Origin of the sequence: Pseudomonas sp. N-137 (genome assembly GCF_034555295.1) — a bacterium.
Lineage (GTDB): Bacteria > Pseudomonadota > Gammaproteobacteria > Pseudomonadales > Pseudomonadaceae > Aquipseudomonas > Aquipseudomonas rhizophila.
In genome coordinates this window covers 412,855-438,314 of the sequence record NZ_JAXUDQ010000030.1, presented here as the reverse complement: position 1 = coordinate 438,314, position 25,460 = coordinate 412,855, and the positions used below count along the sequence as shown (strand labels likewise).

27 protein-coding genes, 1 tRNA gene and 3 pseudogenes are annotated in these 25,460 nt (G+C 57.9%); 15 read left to right on the top strand and 16 right to left on the bottom strand.

Annotation, left to right across the window (positions count from 1 at the left end):
- Positions 1–83 precede the first annotated feature (83 nt).
- From T3A99_RS23110 to T3A99_RS23085, 6 genes and pseudogenes are all read left to right on the top strand, one after another.
- Positions 84–701, top strand: a pseudogene (locus tag T3A99_RS23110) (GGDEF domain-containing protein); the annotation flags it as partial.
- A complete protein-coding gene (locus tag T3A99_RS23105; RefSeq protein WP_047227993.1) occupies positions 694–912 on the top strand; it encodes a cysteine-rich CWC family protein in 219 nt (72 codons plus the stop codon). The pseudogene T3A99_RS23110 and the gene T3A99_RS23105, both read left to right, overlap by 8 nt.
- Positions 913–948: 36 nt before the next feature.
- Positions 949–1,641 carry a pseudouridine synthase gene (locus T3A99_RS23100; RefSeq protein WP_139050925.1) on the top strand — a complete coding sequence of 231 codons (693 nt, stop codon included), beginning with the start codon at positions 949–951 and terminating at the stop codon, positions 1,639–1,641.
- Positions 1,642–1,950: 309 nt separating this feature from the next.
- Entirely contained in the window at positions 1,951–2,835 is an 885-nt protein-coding gene (locus tag T3A99_RS23095) for an alpha/beta fold hydrolase (RefSeq protein WP_160891816.1), read from the top strand.
- Positions 2,836–2,997: 162 nt separating this feature from the next.
- Positions 2,998–3,071 (top strand) — tRNA-Gly (locus T3A99_RS23090).
- Positions 3,072–3,604: 533 nt separating this feature from the next.
- A complete protein-coding gene (locus T3A99_RS23085) occupies positions 3,605–3,967 on the top strand; it encodes a DUF6124 family protein (RefSeq protein ID WP_173407270.1) in 363 nt (120 codons plus the stop codon).
- 45 nt (positions 3,968–4,012) lie between these two features.
- On the opposite strand, the gene T3A99_RS23080 is transcribed toward T3A99_RS23085, so the two are convergent.
- Both T3A99_RS23080 and T3A99_RS23075 read right to left on the bottom strand, forming a co-directional pair.
- Positions 4,013–4,459, bottom strand: a complete 447-nt coding sequence (locus tag T3A99_RS23080) for an NUDIX hydrolase (RefSeq protein WP_160891804.1) — start codon at positions 4,457–4,459, stop codon at positions 4,013–4,015.
- A 455-nt stretch (positions 4,460–4,914) separates the two neighbouring features.
- The gene (locus T3A99_RS23075; protein ID WP_322834830.1) at positions 4,915–5,220 is read right to left on the bottom strand and encodes a hypothetical protein; all 306 of its coding nucleotides are present in this window, start codon (positions 5,218–5,220) and stop codon (positions 4,915–4,917) included.
- A gap of 115 nt (positions 5,221–5,335) precedes the next feature.
- Between T3A99_RS23075 and T3A99_RS23070 the strand changes: the two genes are divergently transcribed.
- Positions 5,336–5,956, top strand: a complete 621-nt coding sequence (locus T3A99_RS23070; RefSeq protein ID WP_322834829.1) for a tyrosine-type recombinase/integrase — start codon at positions 5,336–5,338, stop codon at positions 5,954–5,956.
- 125 nt (positions 5,957–6,081) lie between these two features.
- Positions 6,082–6,861 (top strand): DNA polymerase beta superfamily protein, encoded by a 780-nt coding sequence (locus T3A99_RS23065; RefSeq protein ID WP_173407273.1) that lies wholly within the window; start codon positions 6,082–6,084, stop codon positions 6,859–6,861.
- A gap of 294 nt (positions 6,862–7,155) precedes the next feature.
- Here the strand turns inward: T3A99_RS23065 and T3A99_RS23060 are convergent.
- Positions 7,156–7,771, bottom strand: a pseudogene (locus T3A99_RS23060) (tyrosine-type recombinase/integrase).
- A gap of 208 nt (positions 7,772–7,979) precedes the next feature.
- On the opposite strand from T3A99_RS23060, the gene T3A99_RS23055 reads away from it, so the two are divergent.
- Entirely contained in the window at positions 7,980–8,972 is a 993-nt protein-coding gene (locus T3A99_RS23055; RefSeq protein ID WP_076385991.1) for a TerC family protein, read from the top strand.
- 112 nt (positions 8,973–9,084) lie between these two features.
- Here T3A99_RS23055 and T3A99_RS23050 read toward each other — a convergent pair whose 3' ends face one another.
- Positions 9,085–10,296 carry a hypothetical protein gene (locus T3A99_RS23050; protein ID WP_047228000.1) on the bottom strand — a complete coding sequence of 404 codons (1,212 nt, stop codon included), beginning with the start codon at positions 10,294–10,296 and terminating at the stop codon, positions 9,085–9,087.
- Positions 10,297–10,595: 299 nt separating this feature from the next.
- On the bottom strand, positions 10,596–11,075 hold the full coding sequence (locus T3A99_RS23045) for an Lrp/AsnC family transcriptional regulator (protein WP_107322068.1): 480 nt from the start codon (positions 11,073–11,075) through the stop codon (positions 10,596–10,598).
- Positions 11,076–11,220: 145 nt separating this feature from the next.
- Here T3A99_RS23045 and T3A99_RS23040 point away from each other — a divergent pair, with 145 nt between their 5' ends.
- Positions 11,221–11,850, top strand: coding sequence for a LysE family translocator (locus T3A99_RS23040; protein ID WP_322834828.1), 630 nt, complete (start codon positions 11,221–11,223; stop codon positions 11,848–11,850).
- A 207-nt stretch (positions 11,851–12,057) separates the two neighbouring features.
- Positions 12,058–12,468: a type II toxin-antitoxin system HicB family antitoxin gene (locus T3A99_RS23035; protein WP_322834827.1), complete on the top strand. Its 411-nt coding sequence runs from the start codon at positions 12,058–12,060 to the stop codon at positions 12,466–12,468.
- Positions 12,469–12,605: 137 nt separating this feature from the next.
- Here the strand turns inward: T3A99_RS23035 and T3A99_RS23030 are convergent, their stop codons facing one another.
- Positions 12,606–12,752 carry a hypothetical protein gene (locus T3A99_RS23030; RefSeq protein ID WP_171061408.1) on the bottom strand — a complete coding sequence of 49 codons (147 nt, stop codon included), beginning with the start codon at positions 12,750–12,752 and terminating at the stop codon, positions 12,606–12,608.
- A 166-nt stretch (positions 12,753–12,918) separates the two neighbouring features.
- Here T3A99_RS23030 and T3A99_RS23025 point away from each other — a divergent pair, with 166 nt between their 5' ends.
- Positions 12,919–13,332: a low affinity iron permease family protein gene (locus T3A99_RS23025; RefSeq protein WP_047228003.1), complete on the top strand. Its 414-nt coding sequence runs from the start codon at positions 12,919–12,921 to the stop codon at positions 13,330–13,332.
- Between the two features lie 47 nt (positions 13,333–13,379).
- On the opposite strand, the gene T3A99_RS23020 is transcribed toward T3A99_RS23025, so the two are convergent.
- From T3A99_RS23020 to T3A99_RS23000, 5 genes and pseudogenes are all read right to left on the bottom strand, one after another.
- Positions 13,380–14,288: an SDR family oxidoreductase gene (locus T3A99_RS23020; protein WP_322834826.1), complete on the bottom strand. Its 909-nt coding sequence runs from the start codon at positions 14,286–14,288 to the stop codon at positions 13,380–13,382.
- Between the two features lie 76 nt (positions 14,289–14,364).
- Complete coding sequence (locus T3A99_RS23015; protein WP_047228005.1) at positions 14,365–14,868, bottom strand: DUF4142 domain-containing protein; 504 nt, start codon at positions 14,866–14,868, stop codon at positions 14,365–14,367.
- A 289-nt stretch (positions 14,869–15,157) separates the two neighbouring features.
- Positions 15,158–16,507, bottom strand: a complete 1,350-nt coding sequence (locus T3A99_RS23010; RefSeq protein ID WP_047228038.1) for a diguanylate cyclase domain-containing protein — start codon at positions 16,505–16,507, stop codon at positions 15,158–15,160.
- Between the two features lie 85 nt (positions 16,508–16,592).
- Positions 16,593–16,712, bottom strand: a pseudogene (locus T3A99_RS23005) (LysE family translocator); the annotation flags it as partial.
- A 13-nt stretch (positions 16,713–16,725) separates the two neighbouring features.
- The gene (locus T3A99_RS23000) at positions 16,726–17,142 is read right to left on the bottom strand and encodes a VOC family protein (protein WP_047228006.1); all 417 of its coding nucleotides are present in this window, start codon (positions 17,140–17,142) and stop codon (positions 16,726–16,728) included.
- A gap of 267 nt (positions 17,143–17,409) precedes the next feature.
- Between T3A99_RS23000 and T3A99_RS22995 the strand changes: the two genes are divergently transcribed.
- A complete protein-coding gene (locus tag T3A99_RS22995; RefSeq protein WP_047228007.1) occupies positions 17,410–18,645 on the top strand; it encodes an aminotransferase class I/II-fold pyridoxal phosphate-dependent enzyme in 1,236 nt (411 codons plus the stop codon).
- A gap of 12 nt (positions 18,646–18,657) precedes the next feature.
- The gene (locus tag T3A99_RS22990) at positions 18,658–19,821 is read left to right on the top strand and encodes an MFS transporter (protein WP_322834825.1); all 1,164 of its coding nucleotides are present in this window, start codon (positions 18,658–18,660) and stop codon (positions 19,819–19,821) included.
- On the opposite strand, the gene yiaY is transcribed toward T3A99_RS22990, so the two are convergent.
- Complete coding sequence (gene yiaY, locus T3A99_RS22985; protein WP_047228009.1) at positions 19,818–20,966, bottom strand: L-threonine dehydrogenase; 1,149 nt, start codon at positions 20,964–20,966, stop codon at positions 19,818–19,820. The two genes, T3A99_RS22990 and yiaY, sit on opposite strands and share 4 nt — an antisense overlap.
- A 140-nt stretch (positions 20,967–21,106) precedes the next feature.
- Between yiaY and T3A99_RS22980 the strand changes: the two genes are divergently transcribed.
- Positions 21,107–22,126: a DUF4917 family protein gene (locus tag T3A99_RS22980; RefSeq protein ID WP_047228010.1), complete on the top strand. Its 1,020-nt coding sequence runs from the start codon at positions 21,107–21,109 to the stop codon at positions 22,124–22,126.
- 96 nt (positions 22,127–22,222) lie between these two features.
- On the opposite strand, the gene T3A99_RS22975 is transcribed toward T3A99_RS22980, so the two are convergent.
- The 4 genes from T3A99_RS22975 to T3A99_RS22960 all read right to left on the bottom strand — a co-directional run bounded on the left by T3A99_RS22975 (position 22,223) and on the right by T3A99_RS22960 (position 25,434).
- Positions 22,223–22,567 (bottom strand): YegP family protein, encoded by a 345-nt coding sequence (locus tag T3A99_RS22975; RefSeq protein WP_322834824.1) that lies wholly within the window; start codon positions 22,565–22,567, stop codon positions 22,223–22,225.
- A gap of 68 nt (positions 22,568–22,635) precedes the next feature.
- Positions 22,636–23,217 carry a DJ-1/PfpI family protein gene (locus T3A99_RS22970; RefSeq protein ID WP_047228012.1) on the bottom strand — a complete coding sequence of 194 codons (582 nt, stop codon included), beginning with the start codon at positions 23,215–23,217 and terminating at the stop codon, positions 22,636–22,638.
- Between the two features lie 231 nt (positions 23,218–23,448).
- Positions 23,449–24,666, bottom strand: coding sequence for a class I SAM-dependent methyltransferase (locus tag T3A99_RS22965; RefSeq protein ID WP_047228013.1), 1,218 nt, complete (start codon positions 24,664–24,666; stop codon positions 23,449–23,451).
- A 150-nt stretch (positions 24,667–24,816) separates the two neighbouring features.
- Positions 24,817–25,434: a TPM domain-containing protein gene (locus tag T3A99_RS22960; RefSeq protein ID WP_173407284.1), complete on the bottom strand. Its 618-nt coding sequence runs from the start codon at positions 25,432–25,434 to the stop codon at positions 24,817–24,819.
- Positions 25,435–25,460: the final 26 nt, after the last annotated feature.

Genomic DNA, 25,460 nt, shown 5'->3' with positions numbered 1-25,460 from the left:
TCGTGGTGGGGCTGCTCGGTACGGGTTTCCTGGTCATTGCATTGCTGGGCTATTACGCCGCCCATACCTCGGTACGCGACAACATTCTAAAAACGCTCTACTTGAATCTGCTGATCGGCGTACTCGTGACCCTGGCTGTCCTGGCAATCCTCTATCGGCTAATTGACAGCTATCAACGCCGCATCGACGCCCAGGCGACCCTCGACAGCCTGACTGAACTTCCCAACCGCCGTGGCTTCGACCTGTTGGCGGTACAAGCCCTGCACGAAGCCCAACGTGAACCCCAACCCCTGGCGGCGCTGCTGCTGGAACTGGACGAGTTCAAGCGACTGGACTCCACCCATGGTCACATCGCCAGCGACCAGTTGTTGACCGGGTTCGCCCGCGACTTGACCGACAGCCTGCGGCACTCGGACATTGTGTGTCGCTGGAGTGGCGAGACGTTTATCGTGCTGCTCAAGGACACCGACGGGCAGAACGGTCTGAAGATCGCCGAGAAAATTCGTCAACGGATCGAACAACAACGTTATTTCTGCAGTGGCAAAGAGCTGCGGGTCACCGTCAGCATCGGCCTCACCACCTTGCAGGGTGAAGACACCTTGCACAGCCTGCTGTCGCGGACCGATCATGCGCTGCAACGCGCCCGGCAAACCGGGAACAACCGAACCTGTGTACAGATGCCTCATTCCAGTTATGAATAAACCTGACCTGTGCCCGGCCTGTGGCGCCAGCAATGACTGCACCCTGGCCGACCCACGAACCGCCGACCGCGCCTGCTGGTGTTACGGCGTGAGCATCGACCCGGCCGTGCTGGAAGCATTGCCGGCCGAGCTGCGCGATCAGTCCTGCCTGTGTCCACGTTGCGCCCAGGTCGAAACCCAGTTGCGGGCCAAACCGCAGCCGATCGCGTAAGATGCCTGCCCTTCGCTCTCTTGCCTGACCTGCCCCATGCGCCTTGACCGCTTCCTCAGTAATCTGCCGCGTTTCAATCGCCAACAAGTCCGGTTGTTGTTGGTGGAACGCCGGGTGCGGATCGACGGGCAGATCATCAGCGACCCTCACGCACAGGTGCGCGAATTCAGCCGGGTCGAAGTCGATGAACAGGTGCTGCAGGCCGGTCGCCCACCCCGGTATTTCATGCTGCACAAACCGCCCGGTTGCGTCAGCGCCACCCGCGACCCGCAGCACCCCACCGTGCTGGACCTGCTGGATGAGCCAGACAAGGACGACCTGCACATCGCCGGGCGGCTGGACTTCAACACCACCGGGCTGATGCTGATCACCAATGACGGCAGTTGGTCACGGCGCCTGACCCAACCGCAGACCAAACTGCCCAAGGTCTATTACGTCGAGACCGAGCAACTCATCACCGCCGAATACGCCGTCACCTTCGCACGCGGGCTGTACTTCGCTTTCGAAAACCTCACCACCCAGCCTGCGGAACTGCTACTGCTGGGGCCAAGATCGGCGCGACTGAGCATCGTTGAAGGCCGCTATCACCAGGTCAAACGCATGTTCGGCCACTTCGACAACAAGGTGTTGCGCCTGCACCGTGAACGCATGGGACCGCTGCTGCTGGACGCCGAACTTGAGCCGGGCCAATACCGCGCCCTGAGCCCTGAAGAGATCCAGCTGATCTGATCGTATGACCGCTCGGCAGAAGTGTCGGACAATTGTCAAACAACACTTGCGCGACGGCCGGTCCACTGCTTGAATCAAACCGTCGGCCGAAATGTGACCGATGAGTCACCACATACTTCCAAGAAACTTTTTGCCGGCCGGAGCCTCCTCGGGTTCCTTCTTAACTCCGGCAAACTGCCCGCCATAACAATACCCGTCGACCGGCTTTCGTGGATCGACATGGGCCTTATCTTTCAGGCGTATGCCTACCTGTCACATTGCTCGTGCAATCTCATTGCGCGCATACCCGCTTGCCAGGAGTCTTATGACATGAGGCCAGAAATCGCTGTGCTGGATATACAGGGTCAGTATCGGGTTTACACGGAGTTCTATCGCGCAGACGCCGCGCAAAAGACCATCATCCTGGTCAACGGCTCGATGGCCACCACCGCGTCGTTTGCACAGACCGCCAAAAACCTCTACCCGCAATTCAACGTCGTGCTGTACGACCAACCCTATGCGGGCAAGTCCAAGCCCCACAACCGCCATGAAAAAATGCTGACCAAAGAGATCGAAGGCCAGATCCTCCTGGAGTTGATCGATCACTTTGCCGCAGAGAATGTGCTGTCTTTTTCCTGGGGCGGCGCCGCCACCCTCACCGCCTTGGCCCAGCGTCCACGGCGCATCGAAAAAGCGGTGATCAGCTCGTTCTCCCCAGTGCTCAATGCACCGATGCGCGACTACCTGGAACGCGGCGTGGATTACCTGGGCAGCCTGGACGGCGACCGCGTGGGACACCTGGTCAACAGCACCATCGGCAAACACTTGCCGCCGCTGTTCAAGCGCTTCAACTATCGCCACGTCAGCAGCCTGGCCGAGCACGAATATGGGCAGATGCATTTCCACATCAACGACGTGCTCCACAGCGACCGGTTGTGCTACGTCAACGCGGCGAAAAAAATCAACGTGCCGGTGCTGTTCCTGAACGGCGAATGGGACGAATACACCTCAGCCAGCGATGCCAAGGTTTTCGCCGACCACGTGCAACACAGCACCTTTAGCACGCTGCAAGCCACGGGGCATTTCCTGGACATGGAACACAAAGCCGCCTGCCGCGACAGCCGTGATGCCCTGCTGGGTTTCCTCAAGCAGCCCCACCAAGAAAGCCGACCGCGCTACAACTACGTGCAGGACTACCATGCCCTGGCTATGTGAAACCGAGTCCTCGCGAGCAAGCCCCGCTCTGCCCCAACAGACACGGGGCTTGCCCGCGAACGACCGCTCTGGTTTGAGGTTTGCGTAGACGCGTCACCGCTGCGCCCGTAAAGAAAAACTTCAAATCCGCGCCCACATCTGGTACAAAGTCAGCCGCTCTGAGCGGGTGTCGTATAATGGCATTACTCCAGCTTCCCAAGCTGATAACGAGGGTTCGATTCCCTTCACCCGCTCCAATCGAATTCTGGTCTCACGTCGCGTGGTTTTGGCGGGGGATATGAAAAAACCGGCTCTTGGTGGCCGGTTTTTTTTCGTCCGCAGTTTGTTAGGCTCCGCCCTTAAAGCACAGTGCTTGCAGTAATACCGACCCAGGATGAGAGCGAAGAAAACTCGACCTGTTTAATTTTCGTAAACACATCCGGCGAAGACACGTTTAAATACATTCCACGTTACGTCCTAGAGGCTACGAGACCTTGCGTCCTTACTTACGCGTGCGTCAGAATCCGCCGGCTTGTGCGCTTTCCCCCCGGCCCCTATCGTTTACCTGCCACTGCCCATCAGTGGTCGGGTTTAGTCGCTCGGTCGGTTTTAGTAAAGTGCATGAGTACCATTCAGTCAGGTCATTCTATTCCTGTACTTGATGGTGGTTGTGCGCAGGGCGCCCTTGGGCGCGCCGGGTTTGCTAATTCCACCGGTCGACTAACCTGCGTACAGCCGCCACCCTCTTTTAGTCGAGAACGGTTGCGGCCCCAACTCTGGAATTAGACATATGTTCAAGGTTACCCCCAACCCCCCGGATATCGACTCGGTACTCTACGGCGACTCTCTCGACCCTGAAAAGTTGAAAGAGGCGGCAGACCGCGCACTCAAGCACTACCTGAACCCGGGGGCGCCGAAAACGCAGATACGGCCCCGCAAGCCCAGCACGATTTTCACCATCGACGCAGCGGTGGATGACGAAACGTTGCTCGTTGAGGCGTGCGAATCCTTGGCATCCGCCAGCGTGATGGTCAGCGACCTCACCGACTTGACGGACGGCCCACGACGCCAAACGATGCTGGTGCTGCAGCGGGTCATCATGTTGGGTGAGTTAGCGGTCAATCGAGTACTGGATAACCACAAGCCTGGCTAGTCGCCAGGGATTGTTGTGGGGGCACTTACGCCCCCCAACAGTTATTCAGTCCAGCAACGAAGCCTGTTTGAGCAATTCGAAAAGCCCTTCAGGAACTAGCGCAGACGTAGCGGTGAAGCTGGAACCCAGGCACCACGTGGCTTTGAACGAATCACCATTGGTTTCATGACCGTCTAACCAAGATCGCTCATAGACGTCTACATCATCAAACCTTGCATCGTAGACCTGGACTATTTCGTGTCCTGGCTTACCTGCGTAGGTGAAAATGCTTTCCAAAGTGCCAATCAATCGAACATCACTGATCGAAAGAGCCAGTTCTTCTTGCACTTCACGGACGATGGCATCGATACCTCGTTCGCCGAACTCAATGCCGCCGCCAATAGGGCGAAAAAGGGTTCGCTGTTCAACGGAGTCATAGAATTGGTTAACCAGTATTTTTCCGTGATGATGAAAGATACAGAGCGCGAGGGCACGAATGCGTGGTTCTGACATGAGTAAAATTCCCTTTTGACTTGATGAGCTGACGGCGCTGGATTCCCTCAACTTGAGGCATGAAATCCAGTAGCGGTCAGATCGCGACCCACAATACTCAATGTGCGAACTGACATTCTAAGCGGAGCCTGGCTGCCAATTATGCGCAAGCAGCTCGCCAATTTCACTTGTCCCCGTGTGTGAGCGCGAAATCAATCGCTGGCTCGAACTGGCCGACAAAGCCAGTGGCTGATCAGCGTCACAACACCCACCACCAGACCCGCCAGCAACGCGCCACCCGCCGCTGGTTGCGCACAGCAGGCACCTCAACGCGTCGATAGGCTGGTGAGCGGTAGTATGGCGGGCGGACGGTTTGCCGATTTCCCTCTGCTATATAGCTTGTCCGACGATGGCTGTCCGGCGCGAAAGGCCGTAATCGGCCAAGAGGAGCCCTTCGTGAGAATCCGCTTCCGACCCTAAACGGGTAAATCGCTAGAACGGATGTTCGAATCGATTCGCTGAATTTCCGCCTCGCTCATCACTCGCCAATCATTTGGCAAAATACCGTACTCGAACTCAGCGCTTTCCAGTGCCTCATCCAATCCAAGTATCAAGTGGTCGCCTTCAATCTGGAGTTTTCCGTAGTCCTCAAAACGTATTAGCAGATACACCGGGTCATCGTCTTTTACCTCCAGGCCGAAAAGCACGATAGCGGTAACGTCAGGCCGGAAATCACTGACTGTCCTTACATAAGCAAACAGATGGCTTGTGGGCTGGGGCATGGCGTCGGCTGCATTTAATTGATGATGGGTTACGGCATTCTATATGACCGCTTCTGGCCGGTTAGCGACCGCTCTGGTTAGCCATCCTTGTCCTTCCACACATGGACGACATGTCATGAACATCATCGCTACCCGCAGCCGTCAGCCCTGGAACAAAGGAAAATTGGTCGGGCAAAAAACCCCACTCCGACTGAGAGATATCTGGGCCACCCGAGCAAGGCTTCAAATTGCAGAAAGAACTCGGGATCTGGCTCTCTTCGATCTGGCCATCGACAGCAAGCTTCGAGCCTGCGACTTAACCAAGCTCTGCGTGCGCGACGTCGCCCATGGCGACCACATATCATCACGAGCCATGGTGATGCAGCAGAAAACGCAGCGGCCAGTGCAGTTCGAGATCACTGAGCAAACACGGCCTGCTGTCGCGGCCTGGATACATCAGGCCCAGCTACGCAGCGAGGACTGCCTTTGTCCTAGCCGGCTGTATACCTCAGACCACTTATCCACTCGTCAATACTCTCGTATCGTGAAATGCTGGGTGAAAGCCGTTGGCCTTGATCCAGCCATGTATGGCACTCACACAATGAAACGTACGAAGGCATCACTGATTTATCGCAGGCCCAAGAACCTGCGGGCGGTTCAACTGCTGCTCGGCCATACGAAGCTGGAGAGCACCGTTCGATATCTGGGGATTGAGGTCGATGACGCCCTAGAGATGGCGGAACAGACCGCGGTTTGATCATGTATAGCGACGGTCGAAGTCAGACCGTCGCTCACCGGCCAGAAGCGATCACTGGACAGTTTGCCCCTGGAAAAGTAGCGTGCAATCTAAATGACACTAGTTGGAGTTCCCTCGTGGTTTCTATGGACGTTCTGGAAGAAGTTAGAGGCCGGCTACGCCGTGCAGAAGACGAGCACGATGTGAAAATACTTTTAGCTGTTGAATCAGGAAGTCGTGCTTGGGGGTTCGCCTCTCCCAACAGCGACTATGACGCACGCTTCATCTATGTGAATAAACCTGAGTGGTATCTCTCTGTCGGTCTTGAGGAGCAGCGCGACGTCATCGAATACCCCATCATTGACGACATGGACATCAATGGCTGGGATCTACGAAAGGCACTTAGGCTATTTTGGAAGTCCAATCCAGGCTTTGTTGAGTGGATACAATCGCCCATCATCTACGAGCATATCGGTTCCTTTCATAGGCGCGCCAAGGAGTTACTGCCGCAGGTGTATTCGGTAGAAAGCGGCATCTACCATTATCGCAGCATGGCTAAAACCAACTACAGGGGGTACTTGCAGGCACCTTATGTCCCTTTGAAAAAATACTTTTATGTACTGCGTCCTTTGTTATCGATACGGTGGCTAGAGCAGTTTGAAACGCCTGCTCCTATAGAGTTTGACAAGCTGCGCGGTGTCATCGAAAGGGAGCCCGAATTCCAGCGGACCATTGATGACTTGCTTGCCGTCAAGCGTGAGTCTCCAGAAATGGGGTTATCGCCTCAGATCACGCCCATCCAGCAATTCATTGAGCGTGAGCTCAATAGACTCGAATCCATTAAGCCGACCCGTAGCGAACGTAAAGAAGTTGAACCATTGCTTTCCGAACTTTTTCGCTCGGTGCTCAAAGAAACTTGGGGATGATATGTTGTGCAGGAACACCTTGTAGAAGCCAGGTGAGTCCGCCTACATAGATAAATGATGTCCGCTTTGGGTCGATTCTGTTGAAAAAGTCGGTTTGCCCAAAATGCTCGAATATTAATGGGTGAAAACACCTTTTTTGCACGCTGCTACGTGAAATCCGAGTCCTGAACCTTCTACGCAAAACACAGATTTCAATCTCAGGCGCGTACTTTTCTACCGTGGGAACCGAAGCCGACTTTTTCAACAGAATCGGCCGGTTAGCGACAACCTGACTTCGACCGTCGCCATGCATGGTCATATCTCAGTTTGTTCAGCCATCTCCAGGGCGTCATCGACCTCAATCCCCAGATATCGAACGGTGCTCTCCAGCTTCGTATGGCCGAGCAGCAGTTGAACCGCCCGCAAGTTCTTCGTCCTGCGATAGATGAGCGATGCCTTCGTACGTCTCATCGTGTGAGTGCCATACATGGCTGGTTCAAGGCCAACGGCTTTCACCCATTTTTTTTGCCGATACGAGCGTATTGACGAGTGGATAGATGGTTTGAGGTATGTAGCCGGCTAGGAAAAAGGCAGTCTTCGCTGCGTAGATGGGCCTGATGTATCCAGGCCGTGAGAGCGGACCGTGTTTGCTCAGTGATCTCGAACTGCACTGGCCGCTGCGTTTTCTGCTGCATCACCATGGCTCGTGATGATACGTACTCGCCATGGGCAACGTCGCGCACGCCGAGCTTGGTTAAATTGCAAGCTCGAAGCTTGCTGTCGATGGCCAGATCGAAGAGAGCCAGATCCGGAGTTTTTTCTGCAATTTGAAGCCTTACTCGGATGGCCCAGATATCTCTCAGTCGTAGCGGGGTTTCTGCACGACCAATTTACCTTTGTTCCAGGGCTGACGGTTGCAGGTTGCGATGATGGACGCAGGGTTTCTTCAATTTCCCTCAATCGACATTCCGACTTCAGCGACGCCCTCCCACACTGAAATACCTTGCAACCCTTGCCTGATTGAGAAATCCCACGCGTCTCTCTAAATTTTTTCCCACAACGCCGGGCCCCTCTGACAGCGAATCGCTGCCATGTCGGAGTTGCAGTTTGTACAACTTCGACACTGAGAGGAGGGGCTTATGACTGCCCTGGAACCGTTCTTTTTTGCCGAGTTTCTCGGCACCGCCACTTGGTTGTGGCTCGTTTTTATCAGCATCGTTATCAGCCTGTTGGTCTTCGACCTCGGGGTGCTACACCGCGAGCATCGAGAAATCGGCGTGCGTGAAAGCCTGCTGCTGTCTGCTGGCTATATCACGGCCAGCTTGCTGTTTGGGCTCTGGGTCTGGCAGGTCAAGGGCGGTGATGCCGGGATGGATTTCTACACAGGCTTTCTGATCGAGAAATCGTTGTCGATGGACAACGTATTTCTTATGGCGATGATCTTCAGCTTTCTCTCAATCCCGCGTAAGTATCAGCACGAGGTGCTGTTCTGGGGCATTCTCGGTGTGATAGTGCTGCGCGCGATCATGATTGGCCTAGGTGCGGCGCTGATCGCCGAGTTCAGCTGGATTCTCTATGTGTTCGGCATCTTCCTGCTGTTGACCGGGGCCAAGATGCTGTTCAGCAAGATCGATGACCATCCGGACCTTAGTGAAAACCTGCTGGTGAAGTTCCTGCGCAAGCACATGCGGGTGACTGATCGCTTGCATGAAGGGCGCTTCTTCGTCCGTCAGGCGGATGCCAGTGGGAAGTCCGTGCTCTGGGTGACGCCGTTGTTCCTGGCCCTGGTGCTGATTGAATGTGCCGACTTGGTGTTCGCTGTGGACAGCGTGCCGGCGATCTTTGCCATCACCCAGGATCCCTTCATCGTCTACACCTCTAACATCTTCGCCATCCTTGGCCTGCGTGCGTTGTATTTCGCTCTGGCGGCGATGATTCACCGCTTCGCCTATCTCAAGTACGCCCTGGCGCTTGTGCTGGTGTTTATCGGCGGCAAGATCTTCCTGGTCGGCATCATCGGCAAGATTGCGCCGGTGATTTCCCTGAGCGTGACCCTGGCTTTGCTGCTGGGCGGTGTGCTGCTATCGCTTTGGAAAACCCGCGACCAGGCCTCTGCTCGCTCGCAGGTTTAGATCCAAACAGGCGGCGGCCGCTACACGAAAACAATATTTGCAACTGCCATCGGGGGCCATAGGCCGATGTCGTTGAATGGGTGAGGGGCAGCCGAAAGTGAGCCGCCCCTCGTCACTTAAACGCGATGTACTGTTGTGTAGGCGCGTTGGTGAATAGTCCGCCCCCCTTCGATGCGTTCTCGAATGCAGACGCGAATTGGTAGAGTCCGATATCGTTCATCTGCACGACCTTGCTTTCATTTGCCGATCCGTGGAGCGAGTGAAAGACAATGCCTCGAACGGGAATCCCCCCTGGGTTGATTAATGCGTTGAGGATTTTTACAGGTAAATCCGTCTTCGTTTCAGGCCCTATGTACGATGCGTTTTTGCTTGCCATATTGATAAGGCACCAGAACAACCATTTGGGTGACATTTGCTGGCCGGTGCTGGGATGACCCAGTGTCGCGTTGACGCTTCCTTTCGCTTCAACAATCAGGTACTCAATTACGTTGCCTGTGCGCATGTCCCGTTTGACCCAAATCTGGTCTATTCCATTGGGGCGCATCCCGTTTGCGGACTTCCCCATTTTCATCTGGTAGTCCGTGCCATACGCGGTGATCAGGAGTTTGCTTGCTGCATATTCCCCGCGGGCCGACGTTATAGACTGCGGGGTCTTCAGATCTCCACGAAGGTTCGTGTAGTGGGTGCTCAAGCGATTTCCAGATTTGACATCGTTTCTTTTGAACCGGTCCCAGCCGAGGCTGTGATCCTCCCCCCGAAGCCAGGTGTTCACCGCTTCCCTGGTCGTGGCGTCGAGCCTGGAAACGGCGTCGTAGTGATCCCACGCTTCTTTTGCCTGCCGACGCACGATCCCTTGCTGCCGTATATCCTCGAATGCCAGCAACATCTGCGCACGATGCGTCCGAATCCACTGCACATGCTGATTAGTTGAGTCGAACAGCGGATGACTATGGGCGCTACCTTGGGTATGACGCGCATCCCGCCTCAGTGCCTGTGAGATTTCAAGTTGGCCCTGCATGTCGAGTAGAACGAGTTGGTCGGCGCTGGAATTGCTCGGAAGGACGGTGTGACGGTTCACAATCTGGCTGATCAGGCTACTCTCGGGTGGATCCAGCAACTTTCGTATGCCTATCGTTCCGAGGGCTGTGTAAGGGTATTGCTGGCTCGATAAAAGCGTCAGGTTATTCGTGGTCAGATCCAGCGTAGGTTGGTCGCCCAGATAAAGATCTACTTTCAGACCGCCAGGCCGCCCCGCTTCCAGGTTGTTCAAGATGCGTTGATTCAACTGGTCGTTGGTGTCGGTATAACTTGTCAGCTGGTTCATATCAGGCGCCGTCCGTTGGCAAGGGTAAAGGCCGGATACAGAGCCGCAGTGAACGGTCGTTCACTACGCGGGACTTGATAGCAGCATAGAACACTGTGTCTGGAGTGTGAGTCTGAATTCAAAACCGGTGTAACGGGCGCTCAGGGGCATTCAGCGGGAATACGCGGATGCCTGCAAGAAGCCGCCTGCGCAGCGGCATGACGCGAAATGGGCCGGCCGCACATCGCCAACATGCGCAGGGTGCTGGATCCTATTGTTTGCAAGGTTCCGGTCAGTGCTGGCGGGCGAACCCGAAAATATCAACCGCCCCCCGGCAAATGCCCCAACGGCAGGGCCCCGGGAGTCTTCACCGTATGAATCGCAAAATTACTCCGGATGTCACTTACCCCCGGCAACTTCAGCAGGCGGCCAGTGAGAAAACGGTCGTAGGCGCGCAAGTCCGGCACCACCACTTGCAACAGAAAGTCCGATTCGCCTGAGACCAGAAACGCTGAAATCACCTCCGGCAACGCCGTGACCGCTTGGCGAAACGCTTCGGCCTGTTCGTCGTTGTGCCGTTCAACCTTGACGCCGACAAAGATCATCAACCCGAGCCCCACTTCATCACGGTCGAGGATGGCTTGGTAACCGCGAATGACGCCGGCTTCTTCCAGCATCCGCACGCGGCGCAGGCATGGCGACGCGGACAGGCCGATTTCCTCCGCCAGTTGCACGTTGCTCAAGCGGCCGTCGCGTTGCAGCGCGGCGAGGATTTTGCGATCGAAGGCGTCCAGTTTCATGGATTGGTAGTTTCCGATTGAACTTCACGATTACTTGGCAGGTTATGCCAATTCCATAAGCTTTAGAAGCTGACTTCGCAACCACCTGCCCTGCCCGTCAGCCATAGACTGGCACTACCGAAATCGTCGATGCAGGGGGTGTGGTGTGGCAGAGCTCTGGTTGTTTTTGATGGCGTTAGTGGTGGTGTATCTGTTGCCTGGGCCGGACATGATCCTGCTTCTGCAAACCGGCGCTCGTCAGGGTAAGGGCGCGGCGCTGGCGACTGCGGTAGGCCTGGGGATCGCTCGGGGGTGTCATGTCGCGCTGGCAGCGTTGGGGCTTTCGGCGTTGTTCAAGACCGCGCCCTGGACCTTTGACGTGGTGCGCCTGGCCGGTGCCGCTTATTTGTTATGGATTGGTTTTCAATGCCTGCGGACTTCGCTGTTGCCAAGCTTTGAAGGGGCCGGCGTTGAGGCAGGAAGACGGCAGTGGCACCCGGCGATTCGGCGCGGGTTGTTGACCAACCTGCTCAATCCCAAGGCGCTGCTGTTTTGCTCGGTGCTTTTGCCACAGTTCATCGACCCACAGGGCGGGCCAGTGCTTGGGCAATTTGCAACCCTCGGCCTGGTGTTGGTCTGCGTCGGCTTGCTGTTTGACAGCACCTATGCGCTGGTGGGCGTGGCGCTCGGTCGCTGGCTCCAGCGCTCTCCTTCGGCCCAGCGTATGCAGCAGTGGTTGTTCGGGAGTCTTTTGATTGGGTTTGCTGTGCGGCTGACGTTTGTGCAGCAGTCGTAGTGCGGATGCATTTCGTTGTTCTTCACATCCAGAAATAACCCTAACCCGCCTCACCGCCGCCCTTGTATGACGCGGCTTCTAGACTGGATTGCGATGACTGCGCTTGCTTACACTCGGTGGTTATAGTGTTGATCATCAGAGCAAGGTGGGTATAGTACCCACCACGCACACCACGCGGAGGTGATGCCCTCCCGGAGAACGATTGACATGCTTTACCCGATTGCAATTTCCATGGGCGATGAGAAGCACGCCTGGGGTGTTGAAGTACCGGATATTCCGGGTTGTTTTTCTGCTGGCGATGACCTGGACGATGCCATGGCGATGGCCCGCGAGGCGATTGAAGGGCACTTCGAGATTCTGGCTGAGGACGGCTCGCCGATTCCATCGGCCAATTCAGTCACCTTGCATGCGGCCAATGCGAAATACGCAGGTTGCACCTGGGCGCTGGTGGATATTGATGTGACCAAATATCTGGGCAAGGCGCAGAAGCTCAACATCACCTTGCCTGGTTATCTGCTGAACCGTATTGACGAGTACGTGCTGCACCATCCTGAAGAAAAAAGCCGTTCCGGGTTTCTGGCCTCGGCGGCGCTGAAGGTGTTGCAGCAAGGACGTTGAAAACCAACCTGCCCTAAACCTCTGCCCTAAACCCTTGTGGGAGCGAGCCTGCTCGCGATGGCGCCCTATCAGTCAAACCCTACTGATCTGCCCATCGCGAGCAGGCTCGCTCCCACATTTTTTTTGCAATAAGCCGGTTATTTTTTCTCCGAACCGGACTCCTGCATCTGCACCGACGACTTGGTGCCATCGGTGTTGTCCTTGGTCTCGTTGTCAGAGTTGTCGAAGCAGCCCTGCAGGGCGAACAGGCAACAGGTGAGGAAAAAGGTGCGCGTGAGATTCATGGTGTACTCCGATTGAGGGCTTTAAGCAGTGACCTCTGAATACGGTGAATGGTTGCGATGACCTTGCAGCTCGCTGAACTTCAGGCTGCGCGGCAAATGTAAGTAGAATTTTCATCGCTTCATTGCTGTCACACCAGACAGGTAAGTCCCAGAAGGAAACGCAGCAATGAACTTCGCAAAAATCGCACAAAAACTGGCCCTGTGGGCAGGCAGTCCCAAGACGTTTTTGGGGGCGCTGGTGTTGTTGGTGCTCTGGGCAGTCAGCGGGCCGTTTTTCCAGTTCAACGATACCTGGCAACTGATCATCAACACCTCGACCACGATCATCACATTCCTCATGGTGTTCCTGATTCAGAACACACAGAACCGCGATACCGACATCTTGCATCTGAAGGTCGACGAATTGATCAGGGCGAACAAAAATGCGCACGATGCAATGCTCGGGCTGGAGTCGCTGGACCTCAAGCAGTTGGAGGCGATGAGAAGGCACTACCAGGCCATGGGTGAGAAGGAGGCCAAGAACCTCGGTGCCGAGCAAGGCCTGGAGCCAAAAAACAAGATCGATCTGAATCAGTGCTGAGACTGGCGCGCGAGCAGCCTTCGCCACTCGCGCGGCCAAGCGTGAAGTCAGGGCAGCGGATTACCACCCGTCACGCCAAACACTTCCCCGGTGATGTAGCTCGACTCCTGTGACGCCAGCAGCACATAGAGCGGCGCACACTCGGCCGGTTGGCCTGGGCGCTTCATCGGAACTTGAGAACCAAAGGTGGGGATTTTCTCCTGGGGTTGTCCGCCGCTGGGTTGCAGCACGGTCCAGATCGGCCCCGGCGCCACGGCATTGACCCGTATCCCCTTGCTGATCACTTGCCCCGCCAGCGCCTTGGTGAATGCGACGATGGCCGCTTTGGTGGTGGCGTAGTCCAACAGGGTGGCGGACGGATCGTAGGATTGGCTCGACGCGGTGTTGATAACCGTCGCCCCCGCCGGCATCAGCGGTAATGCGGCCTTGCAGATCCAGAACATCGCATAGATGTTGGTTTTCATGGTGTCATCGAATTGCGCGGTGGTGATATCGGCAATGTCTTTCTGTGCTTCCTGTTTACCCGCAACATTCACCAGGATATCCAGGCCACCCAGTTGCTCATGGGCGCTTTTCACCAGTTGGACGCAGAATTGCTCATCCTTCAGATCGCCCGGGATTGCAATCGCCTTGCGACCCTCGGCCTCGATCAGCTCGATGACTTGCCGTGCATCCCGCTCTTCGCTGGGCAGATAGTTGATCGCTACATCAGCACCTTCCCGGGCGTAGGCAATGGCGGCGGCGCGACCGATGCCCGAGTCGCCACCGGTCACCAAAGCCTTGCGCCCTTCCAGACGCCCGAAACCCTGGTAACTTTTTTCACCGTGATCGGGCTTGGGCACCATGTCCTGATCGATACCCGGTGGCGACTGCGGCTGGTCGGGGAAAGGGGGACGGGGATATTGGGTCAAAGGGTTCTGCATCGCGTATTGGTTGGGTTCTCGGCGTGTGGACATCGAGCTTCTCCTTTTCGGCGGGCAAGGTGAGCCGGGACGCAAGCGCCCTGGCCCTGAATGTTAAACGTGCGGCGAATCAGCGACTGGCCTGGAGCGCCCGGGCCATTTCGAGGTGGGTCTGCAACTTAGGCAGGGTTTCGTCGGCGAACGCCTTGATTTCCGGCACTTCCGTGGTCTTGGCCTGTTCCTGGATCTGCGCAATGGCTTCCTCGGTAGCCTTGACCTGGCTGGCGGCATAGGCAGCCTCGAACGACTCGCCTTCCGGCACTTGCGGCATTAGCGTCTTGGCCTTGTCTGCCACTTCTTCCCGTGGCGCGACAGGCAGGTCGAGTTTCTTCGCAATCTTGGCCAGATGCTGGTTGGCGGTGGTGCGGTCGTTGATCACCATGATGGTGTAATCCTTGACTTCCCTGGACTCGGCCTTGCCGTGGGCCATGCGGCTGGCCTCGATGTCGGCCATGCCTTTGGCCGAAGCATCGTTGATAAACTCGGCAGGCGATTGTGCCCAGGCACTATTAACCCCCAGGCCCATCAGCACGACGAGACTGGTGCTGCGTAAAAAGGTGGCCATCCGGCTCATGGTCACGCCCTCCTCTAAAAAGTTGCGGCAGATTTCTCGCCGCTGAATCAGAACCACCTGTAACGATGTGGACAAACGTCTGTTCCGAATACGGCCGATACCGGCTTCAACGGGTAACTCTCGACGACGATGAAGTGGGTGGTTCTCCCACATGTGCGACCCGATCCAGACGCCTTCGTTCGATCCAGGGCAATGTTTCCGGCGAGCGGGCCCCACCTGATATTCGAAAGGGTCGCGAACTGAAAGGTTTGAAAATTCGTTGCGTGCCACGACGAACGGTGGCCCGTAGTCAAATATCGAACGCCTTGTGATTCTGGCGTTTAGCGGCGTACATCGCCTCATCGGCGTGGCGGAACAGTGCGACATCTTCCAGGCCATGCTCGGGGAAACAGGCCACTCCGATGCTCGGCTCGATACTCAGGCAATGCCCGTCCAGGCGCAGCGGCTGGGTCAGTGCATGACGGATCTTTTCCTGCACATGGTGGGCATCTTCCAAGGCCTGGACACTATGGAGCAGCACAACGAACTCATCGCCGCCAATGCGCGCCACGGTATCGGTGTCGCGCACACAGCCCTGGAGCCGGCTGGCCACTGCCTGCAACAACATGTCGCCCACCGCGTGGCCGTAGGTATCGTTGATCTGCTTGAAGCGATCCAGGTCGATATACAGCAGCGCCATGCGCCCAGACGCCGTCCGGGCGGTGGCCAGTGCGGCCTTGAAGCGTTCGCGCAGCAATTCGCGGTTTGGCACCTGGGTCAACTGATCGTACTGAGCCATGCGCTGCAACCGGGCGTGCAATTGCTGGCGCTCGATGGCGATGGTGAGCTGCGCACAGACGTATTGCAGCAACTCCTTGTCTTGCTCGGTATAGCGCTGGTTGTCTTGCGTGCTCTTGACGATCAACGCACCGATCGTGCCGTTTTGCGAGATCAGCGGTACACCCAGCCAGCAGGGAGCGTTCGGTTGCGCCACAAGGTCGCAGAACCCCGATGGCAACTGACTGCAACCGGGGGTCAGCAAGATCGGTTGGCCGCTGCGAATCACTTCGGCGCACAGGCGCTTGGTGACTGAGCCCGGCCCATCGGGCTGTCGTTCCAGGTCATCGACGTGATAGGCAAAGTTCAACTGCTCGCACTGCTCGTCATACAGCGCCACCGAAAAATTCAGCGCCGGCAGCCACTCGCCAATGATCAGGTGGATGCGCTTGAACAACGCCAGCAGGTCCGCAGCCGCATGGGCGGCCTCGGAAATCGCATACAACGCCGCCTGCCGAGACTCGGCCTGCTTGCGTTCGGTGATATCCCGGGCCACGGCGATCCGCAACTGGTCCGCCGGCGACCAGCGCGCCGACCACAGGATATGCACCACCCGACCGTCCTTGTGCAGGTAGCGGTTCTCGAAATTGAGCTTGGGTTCGCCGTCCATGATCTCCCGCGCCGCATCAAGAGTCCGCTGGCGGTCGGCAGGATGCACCAGGTCGATCATCGGCTGGCCGATAAGCTCCTGCGGGGTGTAACCGAAAATGCGTTCACAAGCGGCGCTGACAAACACGAAACGCCCCTGGCCGTCGACGGCACACACGGCGTCCAGCAAAAGATCCATGTAACTGGCCAGCGGCGCACGATTGCGAGTGTCCATGGGGCTGGTGGTCTTCCGATAATGCATCGTTGAAAAAAGCCTTGCCTGCGCAGCCGGCACGTCAGCCCTGCGCCTTGCTGGCCAACAACCGATTCGCGCCAACAATACCCATGAGGATAGCGTAGGCCAACGGGCCGCCCAAAAAACTGATTGTTATCAGCAATGGCAATATCGACCCATGCAGCAGCTCGGCACGGCTGCACAGGCGAGGCGAAGAATCAGGGAGCCGTAAAAAACTCCATGGAGGCGTAAGGCGCCTGTCGACAGGCCTGCAGGCGGGACGTCAGATCTCCCACATGGATTTCGAGTTTGTGCCCGTCCGGGTCGAGAAAGTAAAACGAGTCCCCTTCGCTGCGGTTGTCGCGCCACGTCACCACCTGGGCCGCATTGAGCCGCGCCACCAGCACCGGGAAGTCCTCGGCACGGATACTGAATGCGTAATGGGTGTAGTCCGCCGCAGCCCCCTTTTTGCGCAACGGGTCAACAGACAGGCACAGCCATAGTCCGGGCAGCGACAAATAGGCCCCTTTGTCCCATCTGGCCTCAAGACGAAGCTGCAATAGCTCGCTATAAAAAACCACACTGGGGTCCAGCTCGGTGACGGCAAGTGTCAGATGATTGAAGCCTGAGAGCATCGACAAGCAACCTTTGGAAAAGAAACGGATGGGTCAAGTGCAGCAGGCTCAAGGGTGAAAGCATCGCGTTGCCCAGCTCCGACAGCGTAAATGGATTCCCCGCCCAGCCCCTTAGGCAAGATCCTACACAGAAGTCTCCGGTAACACTCAAACAAGCCGGAAACGGCCGATTCAAAGCCCTGCATAACGATCTGTAAAGTCTGGAAACACACAGATATCGAAACCACCCACGGACAGCACCACTCAACCAAGGAATGTAAGCGCACCATGAACCAGACTGCACAGCCAACCCATCGCTACACCAACTACCGTAAGGTCATTTCCCTGGCGGACCAGGACTGGCAGAGCGCCGAAGTCGGAAAAATCTCAGGGCTGAATGTCGAGGTCAAGACACCCAATGTCCTGGTCGACCAGTACGGCCGAACCTTTCACCATTTCTGTACCACGTCCTATCTGGGCCTGGATCACCACCCGGCGTTGCTGGACGGGGCCATGACGGCCCTGTGGGAAACCGGGACCTTGCGCGTCGCCAATTCGAAAAACCGCTGCAAACTGGCGATCCTGGACCGATACGAAACCCAATTGTCGGAGTTGTTCGGCGCCAGTTGTCTCAGCGCCCTGTCATGCAGCGCAGCGAGCGCCGGGATCCTGCCGTTGCTGGCCAGCGGCGTGCTCACCGACAATCGGCCGCCAGTCATGGTGTTTGACAAACATGCCCATTACTCGATGAACCACGTCAAGGCTGCCTGCGCCGATGAAACCCAAGTCATCACCGGGCCCCACAACGACATGGACTTTCTCGAGGACGTGTGCAAACGACAGCGCAACGTGGCGTATGTGGCCGATGGGGCCTACAGCATGGGCGGGGTGACGGATATGGACAGCCTGTTGTACCTCAAACAGCGCTATGGCCTGTTTCTCTATCTGGATGACTCCCACGCGCTGTCCGCCGTAGGGCAATGCGGAGCGGGCCTGGTCCGGTCACGCTTGCACGCCGTGGACGAGCGCACGCTGATTGTCGCCTCGCTGGCCAAATCATTCGGGGCCAGTGGCGGCCTGGCGATGTTTGGCAGTGAACGGCAAAAAACATTGGTGCAGCGCTACGGCGGGCCGAGCAATTGGTCCCAGAGCCTGAACGCGGCGGCCATTGGCGCCGGCATTGCCTCGATCCGCCTGCACCGCAGTCGAGAATTCAGCGCCTTGCAGGAGCGTTTGCAGGCTAATATCCGCCTCTTCGACAGCCTCATCCGCACCGAGCAGCTCGGCAATGCCATGGCGATCCGCCTGGTGACATGCGGTGAAGCAACCCTGGCCAACAGCCTGGCGGTCGAATTGGCCGACCTGGGGTATTTCACTTCAGCGGTCTTTTTCCCCGTAGTGCCGCAAAACAAGGCCGCAATCCGCATCACCCTGCGCGCCGACATGGAGACGAACGTGATTCGCTCGTTCTGCGAACGGATCACCGATCTGCTGCTGGCACACGGGCGTGACATCCGTCCTTGAACGAGCGCCTTGATGAAGAACCGTACGACCCTGATCATCACCTGCACCACTGTCTTCCTGGCACAACTGGGCATGAGCATCTACTTGCCGGCCCTGCCCGACATTGCCCGGGATCTGGGGGCCGATGCGTCCCGGGTTTCCTGGGGCTTGTCGGTTTACCTGATCGGCATGGCGCTGCCAATGTTGCTGTGGGGCAGCGTGAGCCAGCGTCTGGGACGCAAACCGGTGTTGCTGGCGGCATTGGGGTTGTACGGCCTGAGTAACCTGGCGTTACCGCTGGGTACGACAGTCGAGGCGTTCCTGACGCTCAGGTTGATTCAGGGCATCGGCGCCAGCGGTATCTCGGTGATGGCCAGGGTATTGATCCGTGACAGTTTCAGCGGCGATCTGCTGGCCAAGGCCCTGTCATGGATCTCGATAGCCTTCGTGATTGCCCTTGGCATTGGCCAGTATCTGGGCTCCTTGATCCAGGTTGCCTTCGGCTGGGAAGCGATCTTCTACGGCTTGGGTGCGGTCAGCCTGGCCATGGCGGTGGCAGTGTCCCGGGTCGGTTTCCCAGTGCTGACAGAAAGCAGCCACGGGCAATCAGCGTGGCGCGTCTACGGCAGAATTCTCCGATACCGAGGTTTTTTACTGCCGGCATTGGCTGGTGGCCTGGGTTACGGCGTGATCGTCGCGTTCAACACCGCCGCGCCACTGATCCTGCAGGAAAGCTTTCATTGGTCAGCGATTGAGTACGGCCTGCTGGGCTGGCCGATCAGTGCGGCGTACCTGTTCGGCGCGCTGGCGGTAAACGGCTTTGTGCTGCGCACCGGTCAGCGACGGCTGATGAGCTGGGGCATTGCGCTGGTGCTGGGTGGCAGCGCAACCATGCTGCTGGGGAGCGTCGCGCTGAGCAGTGTTGCGCTGCTGTTCTGGTTGCCGTACTGCTTCGCGGTGTTCGGCCAATCGTTGAATTACCCCATCAGCCTGTCCCTGGCCAATGAGGGTTCACCGGTGGCCGGTGCTTATGCCATGGCGTTGAGCGGTTTCCTGCATCAACTGATGGCATCGGCGATCGGCGCCATGGCCAGCCTGTTGTTGAGTCAACAGGCCTGGCCGCTGGCGGCATTGTGCACGCTGCTGGCGGTGGCAGCGATGCTGTGCGTGCGGTTCATGCCGCCACGGGTCGCTTAAAAGGCGCTGCGGAAAATCTCCTCGATCTGCCGTTGATCCCCCGCCCGTGGGTTGGTCAGACCACAAGCATCTTTCAATGCGTTGGTGGCCAGTACCGGCACGTCGTTGAGGCGTACGCCCAACTCACGCAGGCCGGCCGGAATGTCCACGTCCCGGGCCAGGCTGCGGATCGCCTCAATGGCCACCCGCGCGCCCTCCTCCGGGCTGAGTCCGCGCGTATCGGCGCCCATGGCATGGGCCACGTCGGTCAGCCGAGCGGCACATACCGAGGCGTTGAAACTCTGCACATGGGGCAACAGCACGGCATTACACACGCCGTGGGGCAAGTCATAAAAACCGCCCAGTTGATGGGCCATCGCATGCACAAAACCCAGCGAGGCATTATTGAATGCCATCCCCGCGAGAAACTGCGCGTAGGCCATGTTCTCCCGCGCCGTCAGATCGTTGCCGTCGCGCACGGCCTGACGCAGATTGTTGCTGATCAACGTGACTGCTTTCAGCGCGCAGGCATCGGTGATCGGATTGGCGGCAGTGGATACGTAAGCTTCGATCGCATGGGTCAACGCATCCATGCCGGTGGCAGCCGTCAGCCCCTTGGGCATCGCCACCATCAACGCCGGATCGTTGACCGACATGAGCGGCGTCACGTTGCGGTCGACAATCGCCATTTTCACGTGGCGCGTCTCGTCGGTGATGATGCAAAAACGGGTCATCTCGCTGGCAGTACCTGCCGTGGTGTTGATGGCGATCAGCGGCAACTGCGGTTTACTCGAGCGGTCAACGCCCTCGTAGTCACGAATTTCCCCGCCGTTGGTGGCACACAAGGCGATGCCCTTGGCGCAATCGTGGGGCGAGCCACCACCCAGCGACACCACGAAATCGCATTGGCTCTCCTTCAGCAACCCCAGCCCACGCTCGACATTGGCGATGCTGGGATTGGGTTTGGCACCGTCGAAAATCACCGAGTCGATGTCCTGTTGCGCCAGCAGGTCGGCCACCTTGCTGGCGACGCCGGCCTTGGCCAACCCTGTGTCAGTGACGATCAGGGCCTTGCGAAAGCCGTAGTTACGGATGGCGGTCATGGCCTCGTCGAGGCAACCCAGCCCCATGACGTTCACGGCGGGAATGAAAAAGGTGCTGCTCATGGGAGATGCTCCTGGAAGAGGCCGGGATTGGCAGGGCTACCAGAATGACCGACTGGTCACAGCGCATCTTGATCTGGCTCAAGACTGGGTCGTGATAAAGTCGCGCCCTGCCTTAACCACGTTTTGAGATAACTTTCGCAATGACCGACTTCCAGCAATACGACGCCCAGCTCGAAGACTGGGATGCCTTGCGCGCCAGCACCGCTTTCAGCGGCTTGCTGCTGGGTAACGGCGCCAGCCGCGCCGTTTGGGACGATTTCGGCTACGACTCGCTGTTCGAAAACGCTCGCACAGTCGAAGAAAAACCCTTGAGCCCGTCGGAAATGAGTGTGTTCGACGCGATGCAGACACGCAGTTTCGAACAGGTACTCGGTGCGCTGAAAACCACCAGCCGGGTCAACAAGGCCCTGGCCGTCAGTTCCGCTGCACCGCGCAATCGCTACTACGCAATAAAGGAAGCACTGATCAACACCGTGCACGCGGTGCATATCCCGTGGCGACTGGTCGAACCCTCGACCCTGGCGACGCTTAATCAGGAGCTGGGCCGCTATCGCACGGTGTTCACCACCAACTACGATCTGCTCAACTACTGGGCGATCCAGCATGCGCCCGAGACTGTCACCGACCTGTTCCTGGGCAACGATCACAGCTTTGATCTGAGCCAGGCAGACACGGACAAACCACGTCTGCTGTACCTGCACGGTGGCCTGCACCTGGTACGCAACCAGGACGGCACGGCACGCAAGCTGACCGCCACCGAAGGCACGCTGTTGGGCAGTTTCGCCATCAACAATACGATCAAGACCCTTGACGACGTGCCGCTGTTCGTCAATGAAGGCCCGAGCCAGGACAAGCTCAAGACCATTCGCAGCTCTGATTACCTATCGTTCTGCTACGACCAGTTGCTGCACCACGGCGACAACCTGTGCCTGTTCGGCCATGCCTTGGGCGAACAGGACAGTCACATCGTCCATGCCCTGCGCCAGGCCGCGCCGAAAACCGTGGCAATCTCGATCTACCCCCGCAGTCAGGCGTTCATTCAGCACCAGAAGCGCCATTACGCCAAGGTGTTCCAGGGGTTGGCGGTTGAACTGCGGTTCTTCGATGCCAAGACGCATCCGCTGGGCAACCCGAAACTGTCGGTGCCGGTGGAGGTTTAGAGCCAGGGCAGGCATGGCCCCGTAGCTTGTGGGGAAGGGATTTATCGGTGGGAGCAAAGCTTGCTCCCACATTGGCCCTCGGCTTTTGGCGTCCTGTCAAAGCGCCGCCAGCGTCTTGTCCTTGATCACCGTCGTCGGTCCGTTGGCCATGACGCTGGCAATGCCCTTGTCCCGGGCGGCTTCAGAGGAATAGCTTTCGCTGCTGCCGATCACTTCGTGATTGCCAGCCTTGAGGTTGAAGTAAGGATGGCCGTCCTTGGTGCTCTTGAGTTCATAACGTTCAGCCAGTGGGCTGTTCTTCTGCACCGAAGCGATGCCACCGTCGGCACCGCTGCGGGTCGTGTACAGCTCGCTGGTCAAAATCGTTTCGGCGTTCGCCGCCTTGAGCACAAACTTAAACTGGCCGTTGCTGCTTTTGCTGACTTCGTACCATCCGGACATGTTCTTTCTCCTGGGCGGTTGAGGCATCCCCAAGAGTAAAGACCCGCTGCGCTTGTTCTGCCAGTGCCTTACAAGGTGATGGCCGTGCCCAGCAACGTCAGGAACCCCGCCAGCCAGTTCGGATGTGCCGGCCAGGCGGGCGCGGTCGCCAGATTGCCTTGAACGTGGCCTTCGGTGACCGCGCACTCGATAAAGGTCCCTCCCGCCAGACGCACCTCCGGGGCACAGGCGGGATAGGCGCTGCATTCGCGCCCTTCCAGGATACCCGCCGCTGCCAGCAATTGCGCACCGTGGCATACCGCTGCAATCGGCTTGCCCGCCTGGTCAAATTCACGCACCAGTTGCAGGACTTTCTCATTCAGGCGCAGATATTCCGGCGCACGTCCGCCCGGCACCAGCAACGCATCGTAATCAGCGGCCTCGACACCGACGAAATCATGATTCAGCGCGAACAGATGCCCCGGTTTTTCGCTGTAGGTCTGGTCGCCCTCGAAGTCGTGGATCGCCGTGCGCACGGTCTGCCCGGCGCTTTTGTCCGGGCACACGGCATGAACGGTGTGGCCGATCATCTGCAAGGCCTGGAATGGCACCATGACTTCATAGTCTTCGACGTAATCGCCGACCAGCATGAGGATTTTCTTTGCGGCCATGGGGTGGACTCCTTGAAAAATGCGTAGGGGGTGAACGCATTAAAGGTAGACCGGTACGTCGGTAGATGAGGGATAAGCGGCGATTACCTGACGGGCTGCACATCGCTGGATGCTGAATGCAACGTGTGGGAGCGAGCCTGCTCGCGATTCAGGCGACGCGGTTTTTCAGGTGCGCCGCGTCATCGTTCAATCGCGAGCAGGCTCGCTCCCACAGGGTAATGTGTCAGTCACTCAGGCGAGGTAACCGTCAGCCCGCAGCAGGGTTTCGAGGCAGTGCTCGGTGATGTGGTAGAACGCCTTGAGTTCCTGGATCTTCGCCAGCAGCTCTGCCGGGTCCACCGGTTCGGCGCGTTTGACCGCCAGGATCATCTTGTTCTTGTTGGTGTGGTCCAGGGAAATGAACTCGAACACCTTGGTTTCGTAACCGCACGCCTCCAGAAACAGCGCCCGCAGACTGTCAGTGACCATTTCTGCCTGCTGGCCCAGGTGCAGCCCATATTGCAGCATCGGCTTGAGCAACGCCGGACTCTGGATTTGCAAGCGGATCTGCTTGTGGCAGCACGGCGAGCACATGATGATCGAAGCGCCCGAGCGAATGCCCATGTGGATCGCGTAATCGGTGGCGATATCACAGGCATGCAAGGCAATCATCACATCCACCGCGGCCGGCGCCACGCTGCGCACATCGCCGTGCTGGAAGCTCAGGCCCGGGTGCTCCAGCCGCGCGGCAGCTTCGTTGCACAGCTTGACCATGTCCTCTCGCAGTTCGACGCCGGTCACGATCCCTTCAGCCTGCAAGGTGTTGCGCAGGTAGTCATGGATGGCGAACGTCAGATAACCCTTGCCCGAGCCAAAGTCCGACACCCGCACCGGCTGATCCAGGGCCAGCGGCGAAGATGTCAGCGCATGGCTGAAGACTTCGATGAACTTGTTGATCTGCTTCCACTTGCGCGACATCGCCGGGATCAGCTCGTGCTTATGGTTGGTCACGCCCAAATCCGCCAGGAACGGGCGGTTCAGGTCGAGGAAGCGGTTTTTCTCGCGATTGTGCTCGGCCGATGGCACTTCTCGCAGCTGCTGGGGCTTGCTCTTGAATAGCGAGCTTTTGCCCTTTTTGCTGTATTCCAGCTGCGCTTCGTCGGTGACAGCCAGCAGATGCGCGTTCTTGAACGACATCGGCAATAACACAGCGATGGTCGCCACGCCTTCGGCCAGCGGGAAATTCTTGGTGATGTCGCGGGTTTTGTAGCGGTAAACGAAGGACAGGCATGGCTGATCCTTGACCGTCAACTGCTTGATGATCAGCCGTTGCAGGTCCGCTTCGTCACCGACGTACTTGGCCAGCACCAGTTTGATGAAGGCGTTCTGCTCAAGGCTGCTTTGCAGCAGCTCGATGAACTGGGCGTGGTGATCCGGCGCAGGACGGGCGGGGGTAGCGGTGACAGACATGGAAAAAGCGGCCTCGGGGCGGGCGGATCGGGAATGGCGGTTATTTTAGGGGGGATGGGCAGTGAGGGCACGGAAAAGTTCGTGTGGCGAGCAGTAGCCTCTGTGGAAGCAAGGCTTTGCTCCCACAGGATTGTGCTGGCAGAAATTTTTTCAGCCCAGCACCACCAACCGATTCGGCAGCTCATTGCGCGCGTGAGTCACGGGCACATGCTCCTTGAGTAATTCGCCGCAGGCCTCGATGCAGGTGACGAAGCCCTGCAACGTCTGTCCTTGGCGGACCTGCTGGGTGAAGGTGGCGACAATGGCCTCCCAGCGCGAGTTGTCGAGACGCTTGGAGATGCCTTCGTCCACCAGGATTTCCACATACCGCTCGGCCTCGCAAACGAAAATCAACATTCCTGTGCCGCCGACGGTGTGGTGCAGGTTCTGCTCGAGAAACTGCCGGCGCGCCAGATTGGAGGCGCGCCAGTGGCGCACGGAACGGGGGATCAGGTGAGTGGTGATTGCAGGAATGCGAAACACCAGGCACAGCACGATAAACAGGACCCACTGCACCAGCAGCAGACTGTGCATGTTCAGCCAGCCCGTGAGGTAATGCACCATGCCGGGCACCACCAAGGCCAGCAGGCTGGCCCACAGCAACGGGATGTAGGCGTAGTCGTCGGCGCGGGCAGCAAGCACGGTGACCAGCTCGGCGTCGGTATCGCGCTCCACCCGGGCGATGGCCTCGGCGACCTTGCGTTGTTCGTGTTCAGTCAGTAATGCCATGGTTAAAAGTGCCTGCTCATTATTAT

Coding starts and splice junctions, on each gene's coding strand:
- T3A99_RS23105 (WP_047227993.1), top strand. CDS start 694: ATGAATAAACCTGACCTGTGCCCGGCCTGTGGCGCCAGCAATGACTGC.
- T3A99_RS23100 (WP_139050925.1), top strand. CDS start 949: ATGCGCCTTGACCGCTTCCTCAGTAATCTGCCGCGTTTCAATCGCCAA.
- T3A99_RS23095 (WP_160891816.1), top strand. CDS start 1,951: ATGAGGCCAGAAATCGCTGTGCTGGATATACAGGGTCAGTATCGGGTT.
- T3A99_RS23085 (WP_173407270.1), top strand. CDS start 3,605: ATGTTCAAGGTTACCCCCAACCCCCCGGATATCGACTCGGTACTCTAC.
- T3A99_RS23080 (WP_160891804.1), bottom strand. CDS start 4,459: ATGTCAGAACCACGCATTCGTGCCCTCGCGCTCTGTATCTTTCATCAT.
- T3A99_RS23075 (WP_322834830.1), bottom strand. CDS start 5,220: ATGCCCCAGCCCACAAGCCATCTGTTTGCTTATGTAAGGACAGTCAGT.
- T3A99_RS23070 (WP_322834829.1), top strand. CDS start 5,336: ATGAACATCATCGCTACCCGCAGCCGTCAGCCCTGGAACAAAGGAAAA.
- T3A99_RS23065 (WP_173407273.1), top strand. CDS start 6,082: ATGGACGTTCTGGAAGAAGTTAGAGGCCGGCTACGCCGTGCAGAAGAC.
- T3A99_RS23055 (WP_076385991.1), top strand. CDS start 7,980: ATGACTGCCCTGGAACCGTTCTTTTTTGCCGAGTTTCTCGGCACCGCC.
- T3A99_RS23050 (WP_047228000.1), bottom strand. CDS start 10,296: ATGAACCAGCTGACAAGTTATACCGACACCAACGACCAGTTGAATCAA.
- T3A99_RS23045 (WP_107322068.1), bottom strand. CDS start 11,075: ATGAAACTGGACGCCTTCGATCGCAAAATCCTCGCCGCGCTGCAACGC.
- T3A99_RS23035 (WP_322834827.1), top strand. CDS start 12,058: ATGCTTTACCCGATTGCAATTTCCATGGGCGATGAGAAGCACGCCTGG.
- T3A99_RS23030 (WP_171061408.1), bottom strand. CDS start 12,752: ATGAATCTCACGCGCACCTTTTTCCTCACCTGTTGCCTGTTCGCCCTG.
- T3A99_RS23025 (WP_047228003.1), top strand. CDS start 12,919: ATGAACTTCGCAAAAATCGCACAAAAACTGGCCCTGTGGGCAGGCAGT.
- T3A99_RS23020 (WP_322834826.1), bottom strand. CDS start 14,288: ATGTCCACACGCCGAGAACCCAACCAATACGCGATGCAGAACCCTTTG.
- T3A99_RS23015 (WP_047228005.1), bottom strand. CDS start 14,868: ATGAGCCGGATGGCCACCTTTTTACGCAGCACCAGTCTCGTCGTGCTG.
- T3A99_RS23010 (WP_047228038.1), bottom strand. CDS start 16,507: ATGGACACTCGCAATCGTGCGCCGCTGGCCAGTTACATGGATCTTTTG.
- T3A99_RS23000 (WP_047228006.1), bottom strand. CDS start 17,142: ATGCTCTCAGGCTTCAATCATCTGACACTTGCCGTCACCGAGCTGGAC.
- T3A99_RS22995 (WP_047228007.1), top strand. CDS start 17,410: ATGAACCAGACTGCACAGCCAACCCATCGCTACACCAACTACCGTAAG.
- T3A99_RS22990 (WP_322834825.1), top strand. CDS start 18,658: ATGAAGAACCGTACGACCCTGATCATCACCTGCACCACTGTCTTCCTG.
- yiaY (WP_047228009.1), bottom strand. CDS start 20,966: ATGAGCAGCACCTTTTTCATTCCCGCCGTGAACGTCATGGGGCTGGGT.
- T3A99_RS22980 (WP_047228010.1), top strand. CDS start 21,107: ATGACCGACTTCCAGCAATACGACGCCCAGCTCGAAGACTGGGATGCC.
- T3A99_RS22975 (WP_322834824.1), bottom strand. CDS start 22,567: ATGTCCGGATGGTACGAAGTCAGCAAAAGCAGCAACGGCCAGTTTAAG.
- T3A99_RS22970 (WP_047228012.1), bottom strand. CDS start 23,217: ATGGCCGCAAAGAAAATCCTCATGCTGGTCGGCGATTACGTCGAAGAC.
- T3A99_RS22965 (WP_047228013.1), bottom strand. CDS start 24,666: ATGTCTGTCACCGCTACCCCCGCCCGTCCTGCGCCGGATCACCACGCC.
- T3A99_RS22960 (WP_173407284.1), bottom strand. CDS start 25,434: ATGGCATTACTGACTGAACACGAACAACGCAAGGTCGCCGAGGCCATC.